The sequence below is a fragment of the Pseudomonas sp. MT92 genome (genome assembly GCF_058792515.1).
On the sequence record NZ_JBXAFA010000008.1, the window covers coordinates 40,528 to 56,329 of the forward strand.

Consider the following 15,802-nt stretch of genomic DNA (forward strand, 5'->3'; position numbering starts at 1 on the left):
TGGATTAACGGATTGCATATGACTGAACAGCGCCCGATTGCGGTCCTGGGAGGCGGAAGTTTTGGTACCGCCGTGGCTAATCTGCTGGCCGAAAACGGTCATCAGGTCTTGCAGTGGATGCGTGACCCCGAGCAGGCCGAGGCCATCCGGGTCAATCGTGAGAACCCGCGTTACCTCAAAGGCATCAAGATTCTGCCCGGCGTGACACCGGTCACCGATCTGCAAGCCACCCTGGACGCCTGCGACCTGTGTTTCGTCGCGCTGCCGTCCAGCGCGTTGCGCTCGGTGCTGGCCCCGCATGCCGAGCGTTTGCGCGGCAAGTTTCTGGTCAGCCTGACCAAAGGCATCGAAGCCCACACCTTCAAACTGATGAGTGAGATCCTCGAGGAAATCGCTCCGCAAGCACGCATCGGCGTGCTGTCCGGGCCGAACCTGGCCCGCGAAGTCGCCGAGCACGCACTGACCGCCACCGTGGTCGCCAGTGAAGACGAAGAGCTCTGCCAGCGGGTTCAGGTGGCGTTGCACGGGCGCACCTTTCGCGTATATGCCAGTGCCGATCGTTTCGGTGTAGAGCTGGGCGGAGCGTTGAAAAACGTCTACGCGATCATCGCCGGCATGGCGGTGGCGCTGGGCATGGGCGAAAACACCAAGAGCATGCTGATCACCCGGGCATTGGCGGAAATGACCCGCTTCGCGGTGAATCAGGGTGCCAACCCAATGACGTTCCTGGGCCTGGCGGGCGTCGGCGATTTGATCGTCACCTGTTCATCGCCGAAAAGCCGCAACTATCAGGTCGGTTTCGCCCTCGGCCAGGGTTTGAGCCTGGACGAGGCGGTCAATCGCCTGGGCGAGGTCGCTGAAGGCGTCAACACCCTTAAAGTGCTCAAGGCCAAGGCTCAGGAGGTCGGCGTGTATATGCCGCTGGTCGCCGGGCTGCATGCGATCCTGTTCGAAGGGCGCACGCTGGAGCAGGTGATTGAGCTGCTGATGCGCGCCGAGCCGAAGACGGACGTTGATTTCATTTCCACCAGTGGCTTCAACTAAGCCCTCTATGTAACAGGAACGGAGCGAGACATGAGTGATCAAAAAGTACAAGCCAAATACGAGTCCATCCTGTTGCGGGTGCTGTGGATGGTCGTCTTCGTACTGGTCTGGCAAGTGGCGCAGTTCATCCTTGGCGCGGTGGTGCTGGTGCAGTTGATCTATCGTTTGATTTACGGCGCCCCGAACGCAACCTTGATGAATTTCGGCGACAGTCTGAGCCAGTTCCTGGCGCAGATCGGTCGTTTCGGCAGTTTTCACAGCGATCAGAAACCCTGGCCGTTCGCCGACTGGCCAACACCGCGTACGCCGGAAGGTGAAGCGCCGCACGCCGTGCCGCCAGCCCCGCATCCGGCTCGAGATGAGGAACCCAAGCTATGAAACTCTGGGTATTGCGTCATGGTGAGGCTGAACCTCACGGTTCCAAATCCCATGATTCGGAGCGGGCACTGACCGCTCACGGCCGTGAAGAAGTCCTGCGCAGCGCTGCGTTGTTGATCGGCCAGCCGCTTACCGCTATCTATGCCAGCCCTTATCTGCGAGCGCAGGAAACCGCGCAGCTTGTACGCGACGCACTGGGTTTCGAGCCGGAGATCCGTACCGTCGAGTGGCTGACGCCGGAAACCGATCCGGACAAGGTCGCCGAACAACTGGTGTCGGTGAGCAATGTCCTGCTGGTCAGCCACAACCCGCTGGTGGGTCACTTGCTGAGCTACCTGCAACATGGCGCCGGGTATCCGCCGGAGAAGGTCGGCACTGCCGGACTGGCTGAAATCAGCGGCGATGAGCTGCTGATCGGGTCGATGAAGCTCGCGGGCATCAAGCATCCGTAATGGCGTTGCTTTGCTTTATAGGCGCTGGGCTTCGAAGCAGCATGAAAAATTTTGTATGAAATAGCTAACCAAGCACTTGCTTGGTTAGCTACGCTTGCTCCAGAACAAAAATAAGGAGCGAGTCTCATGTCTGCTGCTTTTCGTTTGCCGCTGGATGTCTTCTACGAACGTGAGGGCCGTCATCCCCGACAGCGCTTTTTGGTTCAACCCATCGGCGGCGGACAGGTCGAGACACTGACATGGGCCGACGTCGGCCATCAAGCCCGCTGCGCCGCCCATTGGTTGCGTGCGCGGGAATTGCCCCAGGGCAGTCACATCGCGCTTATTTCGAAAAACTGCGCCCACTGGATCATTGCCGACCTGGCCATCTGGATGGCCGGCCATGTTTCCGTGCCGCTGTACCCCAACCTCACCGCCGAGTCTGTGGCCCAGGTGCTCGATCATTCGGAAGCGGCACTGGCCTTTATCGGCAAACTTGACGACTGGCCGGGCATGTCCCGTGGGGTCCGCGAAGATTTGCCGACGATCAGTCTGCCGTTGCATCCACCGGGCACCTTCGATTTCAGCTGGGCCGATCTGCAGCGCAGTTCGCCGATCCAGGACGACCCCAAACCTGCCGCCGATCAACTTGCGACCATCATTTACACCTCCGGCACCACCGGCATGCCCAAAGGCGTGATGCACAGTTTCGCCAACCTGGGATTTGCCACTACCCGAGGCACCCAATTATTCGGCCTCAATGAGTCGGACCGCTTGTTGTCCTACCTGCCGTTGTGCCATGTCGCTGAACGGATGTTCGTCGAACTGGCATCGATTTACACCGGCCAGACAGTGTTCTTCGCTGAAAGCCTCGACACATTCCTGACCGATTTGCGCCGCGCACGACCGACCGCGTTGTTCGGCGTGCCGCGAATCTGGACCAAATTCCAGATGGGCGTCTACAGCAAGATTCCGGCAAAACGCCTGGATTTTCTGCTCGGCCTGCCGATCGTCGGCAAACGAGTCGGGCACAAAGTCCTCGCCGGCCTGGGGCTGGATGCCTTGCGCGTGGCGCTCTCCGGCGCGGCGCCAGTGCCGCAGGCCTTGCTGTCGTGGTACCGCAAGCTCGGGCTGGATGTGCTCGAGGTCTATGGCATGACCGAGAGCTGCGGTTATTCGCACATTGGCCTGCCGGGTCAGGACAAGCCGGGCTGGATCGGCAAGCCCTGTCCGGAGGTCGAAGTGCGCATCGAAGATTCGGGCGAGGTCCTGGTCCGCAGCGGCGCGACCATGCTCGGCTATTTCAAGGAGCCGCAGAAAACCGCCGACACCATCACCGAGGATGGCTTCCTGCGCACCGGCGACAAGGGCGAGCAAGACGCCGAAGGCAACCTGCGCCTGACCGGGCGCCTGAAGGAAATCTTCAAGACCAGCAAAGGCAAATACGTGGCCCCGGCTCCCATCGAAAATCGTCTGGCGGTGCATTCGCGCATTGAGCAGGTGTGTGTAGTCGGCGATGGCCTGATTGCGCCACTGGGGTTGTGCGTACTGTCGGCGGTCGGGCAGCAGGATGCGGGCTGCGCGGCGCGCGCCGGCCTGCACTCAAGCCTGGAAAAGCTTTTGGATGAGGTCAATGGCGCCCTCGACAAGCACGAACGCTTGCGGCGCCTGGTGGTGGTCAAGGATAGCTGGGCGGTGGAAAACGGCTTCCTTACGCCAACCTTGAAAATCAAGCGCAACGTGATCGAAGCAGCTTATGGCGCCCGTTTCGAGGAATGGAGCGAGCGTAGCGAGGCAGTGCTGTGGCAGGATTGAGTCACGAACAAAACCAACAAAGGAAGTCAGCGATGAGTTTGTGGCGCACCACTCCCAACATCGAGCAATTGAATGCCATCCAGAAAAACACCATTGGCGAAGTGCTGGATATCCGCTTTGAAGCCTTTGATGACGAGTCCCTGACAGCGAGCATGGTCATCGATCATCGCACCCATCAGCCTTACGGTCTTTTGCACGGCGGCGCTTCTGTGGTGCTGGCCGAGACGGTCGGCTCCATGGCCAGTTACCTGTGTATCGATACCAGCAAGTTTTACTGCGTGGGCCTGGAAATCAATGCCAACCATCTGCGTGGCCTGCGCAGCGGGCGGGTGACAGCGGTGGCCAAGGCGATTCACATCGGCCGTACGACCCATGTCTGGGACATTCGGCTGACCAGCGATGAGGGCAAGGCCAGTTGCGTGTCGCGGTTGACCATGGCAGTGGTGCCGCTGGGGCAAAATCCGCCGGCGCGTTGATCCAGGCATTGTGGCGAGGGAGCTTGCTCCCGTTGGGTTGCGAAGCTGCCCCAGTCACCTTCACTCGGGACATCTGCCCATGATGGCTGTTATGCAGCCGAACGCGAGCAAGCCAGGGCTTCATGGGTTTGACCGGACTGTCATCATTCCTGTCAGTTACGGTCATTGCTGCATGGCGCGGACTTACGGACAATCGAGCTCTGTTTTCGTTGATGGATCGTCGGTATGTCGCAGCAGATATTTTTCGCCCACGCCAACGGCTTTCCTTCGGGAACGTATGGCAAGTTGTTCGCGGCGCTGGCGCCCGAGTATCAGGTGACGCATCTGGAGCAGCACGCCCATGACCCGCGGTTCCCGGCGGATGACAATTGGTACAACCTGGTGGACGAATTGATCCATCATCTGGAGCAGCAGCCCGAACCGGTGTGGGGCGTCGGCCACTCCTTTGGCGGCGTACTGCATCAGCACGCGGCGTTGCGCTGCCCTCATCTCTATCGTGGCGTGGTGATGCTCGATTCGCCGGTGCTGACCCGTACCGACCAGTGGGTGATCCGGGCCGCCAAGCGCTTCGGTTTCATCGATCGCCTGACCCCGGCCGGTCGCACCCTGGGACGGCGTGAAGAGTTTGCCGATCTGGAAAGCGCCCGGCGCTATTTCGCCGGCAAGACCCTTTTTCGCGGCTTCGATCCGGACTGCTTCGACGCCTATCTGCAACATGGTTTGCACAAGGTGGGCGACAAGCTGCGCCTGCGCTTCGACCCGGCCACGGAAATCAGTATCTACCGTGGCGTTCCCCACACCAGCCCTGGCCGAACACGGCAATTGAAAGTGCCGCTGGCGGTGGTTCGCGGGCGCAGCAGTCGGGTTGTGATGCGTCATCACGCCAGCTCGGTCGGGCGCATGCCATTGGGCGAATCCTTGACCGTGCCCGGTGGCCACATGTTTCCTCTGGAACGTCCGCAAGACACCGCGATGCTGCTGAAAAACCTGTTCAGCCGCTGGGACCGGCGCCGCCAACAGGATTGCGCATGAACCATGTCGTCGAAGAAGTACGCCTGACCCTGCCGCACATCGAACTGGCGGCGCACCTGTTCGGCCCCGAGGACGGCTTGCCGGTCATCGCCCTGCACGGTTGGCTGGACAACGCCAACAGCTTCGCGCGCCTGGCGCCCAGGCTCAAAGGTTTGCGCATCATCGCGCTGGACATGGCCGGGCACGGTCATTCCGGGCATCGACCGGCGGGGGCCGGTTATGCAATGTGGGACTACGCCCACGATGTGCTGCAAGTCGCCGAACAGCTTGGACTTAACCGGTTTGCGCTGTTGGGGCATTCCATGGGCGCGATCGCTTCCTTGATCATCGCCGGAGCGCTGCCGGAGCGCGTGACTCATCTGGCGTTGATCGACGGTGTCATTCCCCCTACAGACAAAGGCGAAAATGCCGCCGAGCGCATGGGCATGGCCCTGCAAGCGCAGCTGGATCTGCGAGACAAACGCAAACCGGTTTACGCCACCCTCGATCGGGCCATCGAGGCGCGAATGAAGGGATTGGTAGCGGTCAGTCGCGAAGCCGCCGAACTGCTGGCGCAACGAGGGCTCATGCCCGTGCCGGGAGGTTACACCTGGCGCACGGACAACCGCCTCACGCTGCCATCGCCGCTTCGTCTCACTACCGAGCAGGCCATGGCGTTCGTTCAGCGGGTCAGTTGTCCCGCCAAGCTGGTGGTTGCCGCCGATGGCATGCTCGCCAAACATCCTGAGCTGCTGGAGCGTCTACCCTTTAGCCGTGAACAGCTGCCAGGCGGCCACCATTTGCACCTGAATGACGCGTCCGGTGCCGATCTTGTCGCAGACTGTTTCAATCGGTTCTTCGCCGTTCCTTGACTTGCACCGGGCAACTGTCGAGGCTGGGCGGGTTGAAATGGGAGACAACCATGATAGATCTCTACACCGCTGCGACCCCGAATGGCCACAAGGTCTCTATCGTGCTCGAGAAACCCGACCTGCCCCGCACAGTGCAAGCGTCGAGTTTCAGCAAGGACAAGAAGGAACATAAGTCTGCACACTTTCTCAAGATCAACCCCGATGACGCCAGTGTCGTCAAGGGCGCCCAGGCCATGCTGATCCGATGAGCCTATCGATGCGTTCCCTCAACCTGCTGGCGCTTTGCTGTTTCAGTCCCCTGTTGTTTGCCGCCGATGTTCCAGGCAGTCAGGACCTGCCGATTCTGCCGCGCATGACCGATGCGCAGATCGTCGACTATCGCCCCGCAGCCGAACTCGAGCGGGTCTATCCGCTGGGTTCGATACGCAAGATCAGCGGTCAGTTGCGTTTTGACGGTCAGGTCAGCGCCCGTGGTAACGCCACGTCGGTGACCTACGAGTTGCCACCGGAACACTCGGCGACACAAGCCTTTACCGACGCCCGCGAAGCCTTGCAGAAGCAGGGCGCCCAGTTGCTGTTCTGGTGCCAGGCCCGTGATTGCGGCGAGAGCAGCCTGTGGGCCAACGAAGTGTTCGGCAACGCCAAACTCTATGGCTCCGATAACGAACAGGCGTATTTGCTGCTGCGACTGGCGGCTCCGAAGGACAATACCCTGGTGGCGCTTTACAGCATCACGCGGGGCAATCGCAAAGCCTATCTGCATGTCGAGCAGTTTGACGCCACGGGTCCGCTGGGCGATTTGCTGCCGACATCCGCAACTTTGCTGCGCGAACTCAAAAGCACCGGCGAACTTGATTTCCCCAAACTGACAGACGTGCCTGACGAGGCCTGGCTGCGCTTGATCTCTCGTGGCCTGAATCTGGACACGACCCAGCGGATCAGTCTTTCCGGGCCGAAAGCCGAAGCCTGGCGTCAGGCATTGATCGAGCAGGGTGTACGGGCGGCGCGGATGGAAACCGGCAGCGTCGAAGGCTCTGGCCTGCATATTGAGCTGCTGCGTTAAGCTTGATCGGGTGAACGCGTTCTGCGCGTTCGCCTACTCTTTTGCGAACTGACTTTTCTTGAGATTTCGATGATCAATAACGACCGGCTGTTGGTGCAGATCCTGCTCCTGGTGCTGTTTGGCGCAAGTTTCTGGGTAATGGCGCCGTTTTGGTCGGCGTTGTTCTGGGGCGCGGTGCTGGCATTTGCCAGTTGGCCACTGATGCGTTTGCTGACGCGCTGGCTTAACGGTCGTGAGTCCCTGGCGGCAGCCATGTTGACCGTCGGCTGGATGTTGCTGGTGGCGGTGCCGTTGGTGTGGCTGGGGTTCAACCTGGCGGACCACGTGCGTGATGCCGTGTCATTCTTCAAGGACGTGCAGGTCGATGGCTTGCCTGAAGCCCCCGCCTGGCTCGGCAGTGTGCCCTTGGTGGGCACGCGACTGGTCGGAATCTGGAACAGTATCGATCAACAGGGCGCGGCGATGATGGTGTCGCTCAAACCTTATTTCGGGCAGGTCGGAAACTGGCTGTTGGCGCGTAGCGCGCAGATCGGCAGCGGCATCCTCGAGCTGACCTTGAGCATTGTCTTCGTGTTCTTTTTCTATCGGGACGGGCCACGATTGGCGGCGTTTGTTCATGGCTTGCTGGAGCGCCTGATCGGCAAGCGGGCGGGGTATTACATCGAACTGGTGGCGGGCACGGTGCAACGGGTGGTGAACGGGGTGATCGGGACGGCGGCGGCCCAGGCGGTTCTGGCGCTGATCGGGTTCCTGATTGCCGGCGTACCCGGGGCTCTGGTACTCGGTATCGTGACCTTCCTGCTCAGCCTGATTCCCATGGGCCCGCCGCTGGTGTGGATTCCGGCCACGGCCTGGCTGGCCTGGAAAGGCGAGTACGGGATGGCGGTGTTCCTGGGCATCTGGGGTACATTCATCATCAGCGGCGTGGACAACGTGCTCAAGCCGTACCTGATCAGCCGAGGCGGCAATCTGCCGTTGGTGATTGTATTGCTGGGGGTGTTTGGCGGGTTGATTGCCTTCGGCTTCATCGGCCTGTTCATTGGCCCTACGCTGCTCGCGGTGGCGTACAGCTTGCTGACCGACTGGAGCAAAAGCCACTCCCGGGTCGAGGATCGTCGCTGATTCGAAAGGGATGGCGGGGGAGGAGAACACAGACTCGCGTTGGTCCATCGCACGGATGATGGGGGACAGACAAACCAACGCCAGGCTGTAAAGGCGGCTCGGGCTTCCTTGCCCGAGTCGTATGGCGGGGAATCAGAACTTGGCTTCGGCATCCAGTTGCAGGGTGTTGATGTCCGAATCTTTCTTGTTGATGCTGGCGTTGGTGTAGTCGGAGTTCGCCATGTAGTAAGTAGCGCCGACGTTGAAGTTCTTGTCCAACTCGTAGCTCACTTTCAACTTGCTGCCACGCGAACCGGTGAAACCGTTGGCGAAGTCGGAGTCGGTGAAGGCACCGACCACGGCGTTTTGCTGTACATCGCGGTAGTTGTAGTCGATAGCGAAGCCGTAGACCTTGGTCTTGACGCCGGCCAACCAGCCAGTGTCCTGGCTGTTGCTGGCTTCGGTGTTGTTCACGTATTGACCGTAAAACGACAGCGGCACTGGCAGACCGCTGACATCCAACTGACCAAAGCCTTCGTACAGTTTGAATTCTTCACGCGGGCTGTTGCCGTTGACGGCCAACGCGCACGGCGCAGTGACGGTGCCAGTGCCAGGGCAGGCGCTGCTGTCAGCGTTGTCATAGGCGTAGATACTGCCGCCCAAGGTCATTTTCAGGTTATCGGTCAAAGCGAAGCGACCGCCCAACTGACCGGCGTACAGACGCAGGTCGTGTTTGAACTGCACGCCCTCGCCGTCGACGTTGTCCTTGAGGGTGTAGTGACCGGCGCTACCGAACAACTCGGTGCTGCCGCTCAGCGGGTATTTGTAAGACACCGACAGACCTTCCGGACTGATATCGCTATCCCAGATGATGTCGCCCATGCTTACCCATTGCTGTGGCATCTTGCCGCCCACCAGGTGCAGGTTCTTGATCGCATCCGGGTGGTAGTCGACGTAGCCCTGATCCAGCCAGATCTGCTTCTTGTCGAAGTAGTTGTTCAGGTCCTGGTTGGTGGAACGCGCGTCATCGTTGCTGCCGGTGGCAACGCGAATACCGGTGTCAACTTGCGGGTTGATTTCGCTGTAGGCACCCAGGCGGGCACGAATGCGCTGACGGTTCTGGTCCTTGTTGTTCGATACGCCGTCGTTTTGAACGGTTTCCTGACGGAAGCGCACGTCACCCTTGAACTGGGTCTTGGCAGCCCAGGCCAGTTTCTGATCGAAAGTGCTCAGTTCGTTGGTTTTCTTGGCGGTCGCCGCGATTTGTTCGTTGGTTTCCTGTTGAGCCTGGCGGGCGATTTGTTGTTCCTTCTGATCCCTGGCCAACTCTGCTTGCAGTTCGCTGTACTGCGTGTTGGTAATCGAACCGTTAGCCTTGAGCATGTCGAGCAGTTTGGCGTCGACTGCGGCACTGGCCGGAACACTCATGGCCAGCAGCAAGCCGCCACACAGGGCCGCCGCAGTTTTCGTGGAAGCAACACGCATATCAATCTCCGAAGATGAGAGTGGATGGCTGAGCCATCCAGGGCACAACCGACCATTGATGGACGGAAAACAGGGCCGGGCTATTCCCCGGCGTTCTAAAAACAGGCGCCAGTATCGCGATGGTTTATGACAGTGAGGTGGCAATGCGGTGGCAAGTCGATGACGATACAAAATCGTCCTGAACTATTGAGATAGAGCGCTGTCGGCGATTTGATCGTGTGCAAAGGATGGCGATCGGCGATACTCGGCAGGCCTTTTACGCCATGAACGAGTGAGGATGGTGATGCCGTTGCAACGCCTGCAAAGTCTGTCCGAAATCGCCGCGCAAACGTGGGACGCCCTGGTGCCCGAGACGCAGCCGTTTTTGCGCCATGCATTCTTGAGCGCACTGGAAGACAGTGGCAGCGTCGGCCCCCATTCCGGCTGGCAACCCGAACATTTGCTGCACGTCGAAGGTGATCGTTTGATCGCCGCCTTGCCGAGCTACCGCAAATGGCATTCCTATGGCGAGTATGTGTTCGATCACGCCTGGGCCGATGCCTGTGAACGCGCCGGTATCGATTACTACCCCAAGCTGTTGACCGCTGTGCCGTTCAGTCCAGTCAGTGGTCCGCGCTTGCTGGCGGCCAGGGTGGAGGACGGCTTCGAATTGCTCAAAAGCCTGCCGGGTTATCTGGAGATCGAACAGCTTTCCAGCGCTCATATTAATTTCACCGATCCGTTTACCGACGCGGCACTGGCCGAACAGCCAGGCTGGTTGCAACGCATCGGCTGTCAGTACCACTGGCAGAACCGCGGATATCGGGATTTCCAGGACTTCCTCGAAGCCCTCAGCTCACGTAAACGCAAACAAATGCGCAAGGAGCGCGAGCAAGTGGCGGGGCAGGGCTTTGATTTCGAATGGCTGGAAGGTTGGCAACTGACAGAAGCACAGTGGGATTTTGTTTACGCGTGCTACGCCAATACTTACGCGGTGCGTAGACAAAGACCTTATCTGACGCGGGAGTTTTTCAGTCTGCTGGCTGAGCGCATGCCGCAATCGATTCGCGTGGTGTTTGCCAGGCAAGGCTCCCGGCCGGTCGCCATGGCGTTCAGCCTGGTGGGGGGGGACAGTTTCTATGGTCGTTACTGGGGGTGCCTGGCCGAATTCGATCGACTGCATTTCGAGACCTGTTTTTATCAGGGTATGGATTATGCGATTGCCAACGGTTTTCAACGCTTCGACGCGGGTGCCCAGGGCGAGCACAAGTTGATTCGTGGGTTCGAACCGGTGATCACCCACTCCTGGCATTATCTGCGCCATCCGGGCTTGAAAGCAGCGGTCAAAGACTTCCTGCAGCAGGAGAGGCAGGGTGTGCTGGCGTATGCCGAGGAGGCGCGGACGGCTTTGCCTTATCGGCAGGCCTGATGTTCACCACAAAACGGTGGGCACAAGCTCCCACCGTTTTGTGGTGCCGCCGAGAGTCAATCGATTCCGACGAACCCACCGGTCTGATGCTGCCACAGCCGCGCATACAAACCGCCCTGGGCCAGCAGTTCAGCATGGCTACCGGTTTCGGCAATCTTGCCATTCTCCAGTACCACCAACCGGTCCATGCGGGCGATGGTCGAGAGCCGGTGCGCGATGGCGATCACGGTTTTGCCCTGCATCAGGGTTTCCAGGCTTTCCTGGATCGCAGCTTCGACCTCCGAATCCAGGGCTGAAGTGGCCTCGTCCATGATCAGGATCGGCGCGTCCTTGAGCAGCACGCGAGCGATGGCGATACGCTGGCGCTGACCGCCCGAGAGTTTGACCCCGCGTTCACCGACATGGGCATCGAAACCGGTGCGGCCTTCGGCGTCCGAGAGCGTGGGAATGAAACCGTCGGCGCGCGCCTTGTGCACCGCCTCCCAGAGCTCGGCGTCGGTCGCGTCGGGTTTGCCGTAAAGCAGATTGTCGCGGATCGAGCGATGCAGCAAGGACGTGTCCTGGGTGATCATGCCGATGCGCTCGCGCAGGCTTTCCTGGCTGACCTCGGCGATGTTCTGCCCATCGATCAGAATCCTTCCGCCTTCCACGTCGTAGAGGCGCAGCAGCAAGTTGACCAAGGTCGACTTTCCCGCACCGGATGGCCCGATCAGGCCGATTTTTTCGCCGGGCTTGATGTTCAGGTTGAGACCGCCAATGATCCCGCTCCGTTTGCCGTAGTGAAAGTCCACGTTCTCGAAACGCACTTCGCCACGGGCCACGGTCAAGGGTTTGGCCTGGTCGCGGTCGGTCACCGAGACGGGTTGCGAAATACTCTGCAAACCGTCCTGAACCATGCCGATGTTTTCGAAGATCCCGGTGACCACCCACATGATCCAGCCGGACATGTTGACGATGCGGATCACCAGGCCGGTGGCCAGGGCAATGGCGCCCACAGTGATCAGCGATTGCGTCCACAGCCACAGCGCCAGGCCGGTGGTGCTGACGATCAGCAAGCCGTTCATGCTGGTGATGACCACGTCCATGCTGGTCACCACGCGGCCGGCCAGTTGGGCTTTTTCAGTCTGTTCCTTGATTGCCTCGCGGGCGTATTGCTGCTCGAAGTGGGTGTGGGCGAACAGCTTCAGGGTGGTGATGTTGGTGTAGCCGTCGACGATGCGCCCCATGAGTTTGGAGCGCGCATCGGAGGACACGACCGAACGTTCCTTGACCCGTGGCACGAAGTAGTAGAGCGCGCTGATGAAGGCGACGATCCAGGTCAGCAGCGGGATCATCAGGCGCCAGTCGGCCTCGGCGAACAGCACCAGGGAGCTGATGGCGTAGATCAGCACGTGCCACAACGCATCCACCGCCTGCACGGCTGAATCGCGCAGGGAGTTGCCGGTCTGCATGATGCGTTGGGCGATGCGCCCGGCGAAGTCGTTCTGGAAGAAGTTAAGGCTCTGTTTGAGCACATAACTGTGGTTTTGCCAGCGGATCAGGCTGGTCATGCTGGGGCTCAGGGTCTGGTGCACCAGCAAGTCATGCAGGCCGACGAATACAGGGCGCAGGACCAGCGCCACCACGACCATCCAGGTCAGCTCAAGGCTGTGTTCCTTGAAGAAATTGACGTTCGGCGTGCCTTGGGCCAGGTCGATGATGCGGCTCAGGTAGCTGAACAGCGCGACTTCGATCAGCGCGCCAACCAGGCCGACGATCAACAGGGCCGCGAAGCTCGGCCAGACCTGCTTGAGGTAATAGGTATAAAACGGCAGTACCCGATCCGGCGGAGCGGGCGTCGGGGCGTCGCGGAAGACGTCGATCAGTTTTTCAAAACGGCGATAAAGCATGGGGTTTTCACCCGCGAACGGGCTCTCCTTTAAACGGTTTGAGCGTTGCCGGCATGACCGGCAACGGCTCGGACATCCTTGTCCAGCTTAGTCTCAGTCGATGCGCTTGGCCGACTTGATGAACACCGGATCGGCCGGCACGTCCTTCATGCCACTTTTGGTTGTTGTTTGCGAGTTGACGATGATGTCGACCACGTCCATGCCTTTGACCACTTTGCCGAACACGGCGTAGCCGTCACCGCTGTCGAGGAAATCGTTGTCCTTGACGTTGATGAAAAACTGGCTGGTGGCCGAATCCGGCACCGAGGTGCGGGCCATGGACAGGGTGCCACGAACATTATGCAGGCCGTTCTTCGACTCGTTCTTGATCGGCGCCTTGGTTTCTTTCTGCTGCATTTGCGAAGTGAAACCGCCGCCCTGGACCATGAAGCCCGGAATCACGCGGTGGAAAATCGTGTTGTTGTAGAAGCCGCTGTCCACGTAATCGAGGAAGTTCTTGGTACTGATCGGGGCCTTGACCGGGTCCAGTTCGATCTCGATCTGGCCGTTGGTGGTGTCCAGCAGAACATGGGGCGCCTTGGCAGGCGTTGCCGCCATCAGGTTGGCGGCAAACAGAACGGAGCCAGCGACGAGGGCGATTTTTTTCAGCATGGGTCAGTGATCCTGAGGGTGGTGGTATCGACGGCGGCAAGAAACTCGAGCAGCGTCTGGTTGAAGTGTTCGGGCTGGTCCAGCGGGGTGGCGTGACGCGAATCGGCAATCACCACCAGCCGCGCATCGGGCAGCAGTTTTACGTAGTTTTCCTTCAGCGAGACCGGCGTGTAGTCATGGTCGGCGCTGACGATGAGGGTTGGACAGGATACCTTCGACAGTCGTTCCTGAACGCCCCATCCCACAATGGCATCGAAGCTGGCGAGATAAGCATGTTTGTCGTTTTTTGCCCAGCGTTCGGCCATTTTTTGTCGCAGGTCCGCCTGCTCGGGCTTGGGGAACAATTTGCCGCCCAGGGCTTTGCCGATGGTGCCAAGACTGAGGACGCGCATCAGGCTCCAGCGCTTGAACCATTGCCAGTAATCGTCGCGGCTGCGCAGTTTGACTTCGGGCGCACTGTTGACGATGCACAGGCTTTTGAGCAATTTGGGCTGATCCACAGCCAGTTGAAAGCCGATCATGCCACCCATCGAAAGCCCCACATAGTGAGTCGGGCCTAGATTCAGATGCTCGATCAACGCGATCAGGTCGGCGCTGAACCCGGCGATGCTGTAGCGTTCGCGGGGTTTGTCCGAGCGACCATGGCCGCGCACGTCCGGGACGATCACCCGGTAACGGGCAGCCAGCGCGGGGATCTGTTTCTCCCAGTCCAGGGTGCTCGAACCCAGGCCGTGGACCAGCAGCAACGGCGTACCGTGGCCATATTCCTCATAGTGAAGGTTGCAACCATCGTGTTCGAAATAGGCCATGCGTGCACTCCGTGTCAGGCTTGTTCAGGGGCGGCGAAGGGTGCGTCCAGTGGTGCGGTATCGAAGGTGCGCAGCAGTTCGATGAGAATCTGCGTGGCGGGTCCGAGTGGTTTGTCTTTGTTCGAATACAGGTAAAAATTCGGATTACGGCTGCCACCCTGATCCAAAGGTAGCAGCTTGAGCGTGCCTTCCTTGAGTTCGCGTTCGATCGTGTGCCTTGGCAACCAGGCGAAACCCAGGCCACTGCTGACAAACGTAGCGGCGGTGGCCAGGCTACCGACAGTCCAGCGCTGTTCGGCGCCGAGCCAGCCGACGTCCCGGGGCTGTTGCCGGCCGGAGTCGCGAATCACCACTTGCATCTGGCTTTCCAGATCCTGGAAATTCAGCTCGCGATTCAGGCGATGCAACGGGTGTTCGGGGTGGGCGACCGCGACGAATTCGACGTCGCTCAATTCCGTCCCCAAATAACCGGGAATGCTGAACCCGGTAATGGCCAGGTCGGCCACGCCTTCGAGCAACACCTCTTCTACCCCTGACAACACTTCCTCGCGCAAGCGCACCCGGCAGCCACGGCTTTGCGGCATAAACGCGGTCAAGGCGCGGACCAGGCGGGCGCTTGGGTACGCCGCGTCGACCACCAGCCGCACCTCGGCTTCCCAGCCTTGCTCCATGTGGTGGGCCAGGTCTTCCAGCTGGCTGGCTTGTTTCACCAGTTGCCGGGAGCGACGCAGCAGCACGCCACCGGCCTCGGTCAACACCGCTTTGCGGCCGTCGATGCGCAGCAGTGGCACGCCGAGCTGGTCCTGCATGCGCGCCACGGTATAGCTGACCGACGACTGCGAGCGGTGCAGCGCCTCGGCGGCCTGGGCGAAACCACCGTGATCGACCACGGCCTGCAACGTTCGCCATTGATCAAGGGTCACGCGGGGCGCTTTCATGATGAGCTCCTCTTGTCCTAAGCTGGCAGCCCTTATTGGAGACTGCTGAATGAAAAAATTCTGTTGTGTGGTGCTGGCGATGCTGCCGCTGACCGCGTTTGCTTATCAGATTGATGTCGAAAAGCAGCTGAACGGCTTGAGCATTGACTACAACGCGTATGACACCGATAGCGATATCGCCACCCTTCAAGTGAACAATTACGGCAGCACCGATGCGATCTGTAAGGTGGTGTTCAACAACGGCCCGGAAGCGCCGCGCACTCGCAATATCGAAGTGGCTGCTGGCAAACACAAAAATGCGACGGCCAAGTTCAGCCGTTCCATCATCAAAATGCGTATCCAGCTCACCTGCACCCCGAAATGACTGTAGGAGCCAGCTTGCTCGCGACAGTGTCGGGGCAGTCGACAGCCTTTTTCACCCGTCGCTGTCG

General features: G+C 59.9%; 15 protein-coding genes and 2 pseudogenes. 12 read left to right on the forward strand and 5 right to left on the reverse strand.

The window, feature by feature from the left end; all coding sequences use genetic code 11:
• Positions 1 to 18 precede the first annotated feature (18 nt).
• The 10 genes and pseudogenes from AC1Q6D_RS16205 to AC1Q6D_RS16250 all read left to right on the forward strand — a co-directional run bounded on the left by AC1Q6D_RS16205 (position 19) and on the right by AC1Q6D_RS16250 (position 8,212).
• Positions 19 to 1,044 carry an NAD(P)H-dependent glycerol-3-phosphate dehydrogenase gene (locus AC1Q6D_RS16205; protein WP_103404918.1) on the forward strand — a complete coding sequence of 342 codons (1,026 nt, stop codon included), beginning with the start codon at positions 19 to 21 and terminating at the stop codon, positions 1,042 to 1,044.
• Positions 1,045 to 1,074: 30 nt separating this feature from the next.
• Positions 1,075 to 1,422, forward strand: coding sequence for a DUF4389 domain-containing protein (locus tag AC1Q6D_RS16210; protein ID WP_047532212.1), 348 nt, complete (start codon positions 1,075 to 1,077; stop codon positions 1,420 to 1,422).
• Positions 1,419 to 1,874 (forward strand): phosphohistidine phosphatase SixA, encoded by a 456-nt coding sequence (sixA, locus tag AC1Q6D_RS16215; protein ID WP_047532211.1) that lies wholly within the window; start codon positions 1,419 to 1,421, stop codon positions 1,872 to 1,874. Before AC1Q6D_RS16210 ends, sixA begins: the two co-directional genes overlap by 4 nt.
• Positions 1,875 to 2,000: 126 nt before the next feature.
• Entirely contained in the window at positions 2,001 to 3,668 is a 1,668-nt protein-coding gene (locus AC1Q6D_RS16220) for an AMP-binding protein (protein WP_103404919.1), read from the forward strand.
• Between the two features lie 32 nt (positions 3,669 to 3,700).
• Positions 3,701 to 4,144 (forward strand): hotdog fold thioesterase, encoded by a 444-nt coding sequence (locus AC1Q6D_RS16225; protein ID WP_103404920.1) that lies wholly within the window; start codon positions 3,701 to 3,703, stop codon positions 4,142 to 4,144.
• 225 nt (positions 4,145 to 4,369) lie between these two features.
• Positions 4,370 to 5,176 (forward strand): alpha/beta fold hydrolase, encoded by an 807-nt coding sequence (locus AC1Q6D_RS16230; protein ID WP_047532205.1) that lies wholly within the window; start codon positions 4,370 to 4,372, stop codon positions 5,174 to 5,176.
• Positions 5,173 to 6,027, forward strand: coding sequence for an alpha/beta hydrolase (locus tag AC1Q6D_RS16235; protein WP_103404921.1), 855 nt, complete (start codon positions 5,173 to 5,175; stop codon positions 6,025 to 6,027). Before AC1Q6D_RS16230 ends, AC1Q6D_RS16235 begins: the two co-directional genes overlap by 4 nt.
• Before the next feature lie 50 nt (positions 6,028 to 6,077).
• Positions 6,078 to 6,230: pseudogene (locus tag AC1Q6D_RS16240) on the forward strand (thioredoxin domain-containing protein); the annotation flags it as partial.
• Positions 6,231 to 6,283: 53 nt separating this feature from the next.
• The gene (locus AC1Q6D_RS16245; protein ID WP_103404922.1) at positions 6,284 to 7,090 is read left to right on the forward strand and encodes a DUF4892 domain-containing protein; all 807 of its coding nucleotides are present in this window, start codon (positions 6,284 to 6,286) and stop codon (positions 7,088 to 7,090) included.
• Between the two features lie 69 nt (positions 7,091 to 7,159).
• The gene (locus tag AC1Q6D_RS16250) at positions 7,160 to 8,212 is read left to right on the forward strand and encodes an AI-2E family transporter (protein WP_103404923.1); all 1,053 of its coding nucleotides are present in this window, start codon (positions 7,160 to 7,162) and stop codon (positions 8,210 to 8,212) included.
• A 132-nt stretch (positions 8,213 to 8,344) separates the two neighbouring features.
• Here the strand turns inward: AC1Q6D_RS16250 and AC1Q6D_RS16255 are convergent, their stop codons facing one another.
• Entirely contained in the window at positions 8,345 to 9,676 is a 1,332-nt protein-coding gene (locus AC1Q6D_RS16255) for a putative porin (protein WP_103404924.1), read from the reverse strand.
• Positions 9,677 to 9,959: 283 nt separating this feature from the next.
• On the opposite strand from AC1Q6D_RS16255, the gene AC1Q6D_RS16260 reads away from it, so the two are divergent.
• Entirely contained in the window at positions 9,960 to 11,084 is a 1,125-nt protein-coding gene (locus AC1Q6D_RS16260) for a GNAT family N-acetyltransferase (protein ID WP_103404960.1), read from the forward strand.
• A 56-nt stretch (positions 11,085 to 11,140) separates the two neighbouring features.
• On the opposite strand, the gene AC1Q6D_RS16265 is transcribed toward AC1Q6D_RS16260, so the two are convergent.
• The 4 genes and pseudogenes from AC1Q6D_RS16265 to AC1Q6D_RS16280 all read right to left on the reverse strand — a co-directional run bounded on the left by AC1Q6D_RS16265 (position 11,141) and on the right by AC1Q6D_RS16280 (position 15,371).
• Positions 11,141 to 12,973 (reverse strand): ABC transporter ATP-binding protein, encoded by a 1,833-nt coding sequence (locus AC1Q6D_RS16265; RefSeq protein WP_103404925.1) that lies wholly within the window; start codon positions 12,971 to 12,973, stop codon positions 11,141 to 11,143.
• 93 nt (positions 12,974 to 13,066) lie between these two features.
• Positions 13,067 to 13,624 carry a peptidylprolyl isomerase gene (locus AC1Q6D_RS16270; protein WP_103404926.1) on the reverse strand — a complete coding sequence of 186 codons (558 nt, stop codon included), beginning with the start codon at positions 13,622 to 13,624 and terminating at the stop codon, positions 13,067 to 13,069.
• Positions 13,625 to 13,627: 3 nt separating this feature from the next.
• A pseudogene (locus tag AC1Q6D_RS16275) lies at positions 13,628 to 14,433 on the reverse strand (alpha/beta fold hydrolase).
• A 14-nt stretch (positions 14,434 to 14,447) separates the two neighbouring features.
• The gene (locus AC1Q6D_RS16280) at positions 14,448 to 15,371 is read right to left on the reverse strand and encodes a PA3225 family LysR-type transcriptional regulator (protein WP_103404928.1); all 924 of its coding nucleotides are present in this window, start codon (positions 15,369 to 15,371) and stop codon (positions 14,448 to 14,450) included.
• 49 nt (positions 15,372 to 15,420) lie between these two features.
• On the opposite strand from AC1Q6D_RS16280, the gene AC1Q6D_RS16285 reads away from it, so the two are divergent.
• Positions 15,421 to 15,735: a 3-phosphoglycerate kinase gene (locus tag AC1Q6D_RS16285; protein ID WP_103404929.1), complete on the forward strand. Its 315-nt coding sequence runs from the start codon at positions 15,421 to 15,423 to the stop codon at positions 15,733 to 15,735.
• Positions 15,736 to 15,802: the final 67 nt, after the last annotated feature.

Excerpts from the sequence above, each read along its gene's own strand:
- AC1Q6D_RS16205 (WP_103404918.1), top strand. The coding sequence starts at position 19 with ATGACTGAACAGCGCCCGATTGCGGTCCTGGGAGGCGGAAGTTTTGGT.
- AC1Q6D_RS16210 (WP_047532212.1), top strand. The coding sequence starts at position 1,075 with ATGAGTGATCAAAAAGTACAAGCCAAATACGAGTCCATCCTGTTGCGG.
- sixA (WP_047532211.1), top strand. The coding sequence starts at position 1,419 with ATGAAACTCTGGGTATTGCGTCATGGTGAGGCTGAACCTCACGGTTCC.
- AC1Q6D_RS16220 (WP_103404919.1), top strand. The coding sequence starts at position 2,001 with ATGTCTGCTGCTTTTCGTTTGCCGCTGGATGTCTTCTACGAACGTGAG.
- AC1Q6D_RS16225 (WP_103404920.1), top strand. The coding sequence starts at position 3,701 with ATGAGTTTGTGGCGCACCACTCCCAACATCGAGCAATTGAATGCCATC.
- AC1Q6D_RS16230 (WP_047532205.1), top strand. The coding sequence starts at position 4,370 with ATGTCGCAGCAGATATTTTTCGCCCACGCCAACGGCTTTCCTTCGGGA.
- AC1Q6D_RS16235 (WP_103404921.1), top strand. The coding sequence starts at position 5,173 with ATGAACCATGTCGTCGAAGAAGTACGCCTGACCCTGCCGCACATCGAA.
- AC1Q6D_RS16245 (WP_103404922.1), top strand. The coding sequence starts at position 6,284 with ATGCGTTCCCTCAACCTGCTGGCGCTTTGCTGTTTCAGTCCCCTGTTG.
- AC1Q6D_RS16250 (WP_103404923.1), top strand. The coding sequence starts at position 7,160 with ATGATCAATAACGACCGGCTGTTGGTGCAGATCCTGCTCCTGGTGCTG.
- AC1Q6D_RS16255 (WP_103404924.1), bottom strand. The coding sequence starts at position 9,676 with ATGCGTGTTGCTTCCACGAAAACTGCGGCGGCCCTGTGTGGCGGCTTG.
- AC1Q6D_RS16260 (WP_103404960.1), top strand. The coding sequence starts at position 9,960 with ATGCCGTTGCAACGCCTGCAAAGTCTGTCCGAAATCGCCGCGCAAACG.
- AC1Q6D_RS16265 (WP_103404925.1), bottom strand. The coding sequence starts at position 12,973 with ATGCTTTATCGCCGTTTTGAAAAACTGATCGACGTCTTCCGCGACGCC.
- AC1Q6D_RS16270 (WP_103404926.1), bottom strand. The coding sequence starts at position 13,624 with ATGCTGAAAAAAATCGCCCTCGTCGCTGGCTCCGTTCTGTTTGCCGCC.
- AC1Q6D_RS16280 (WP_103404928.1), bottom strand. The coding sequence starts at position 15,371 with ATGAAAGCGCCCCGCGTGACCCTTGATCAATGGCGAACGTTGCAGGCC.
- AC1Q6D_RS16285 (WP_103404929.1), top strand. The coding sequence starts at position 15,421 with ATGAAAAAATTCTGTTGTGTGGTGCTGGCGATGCTGCCGCTGACCGCG.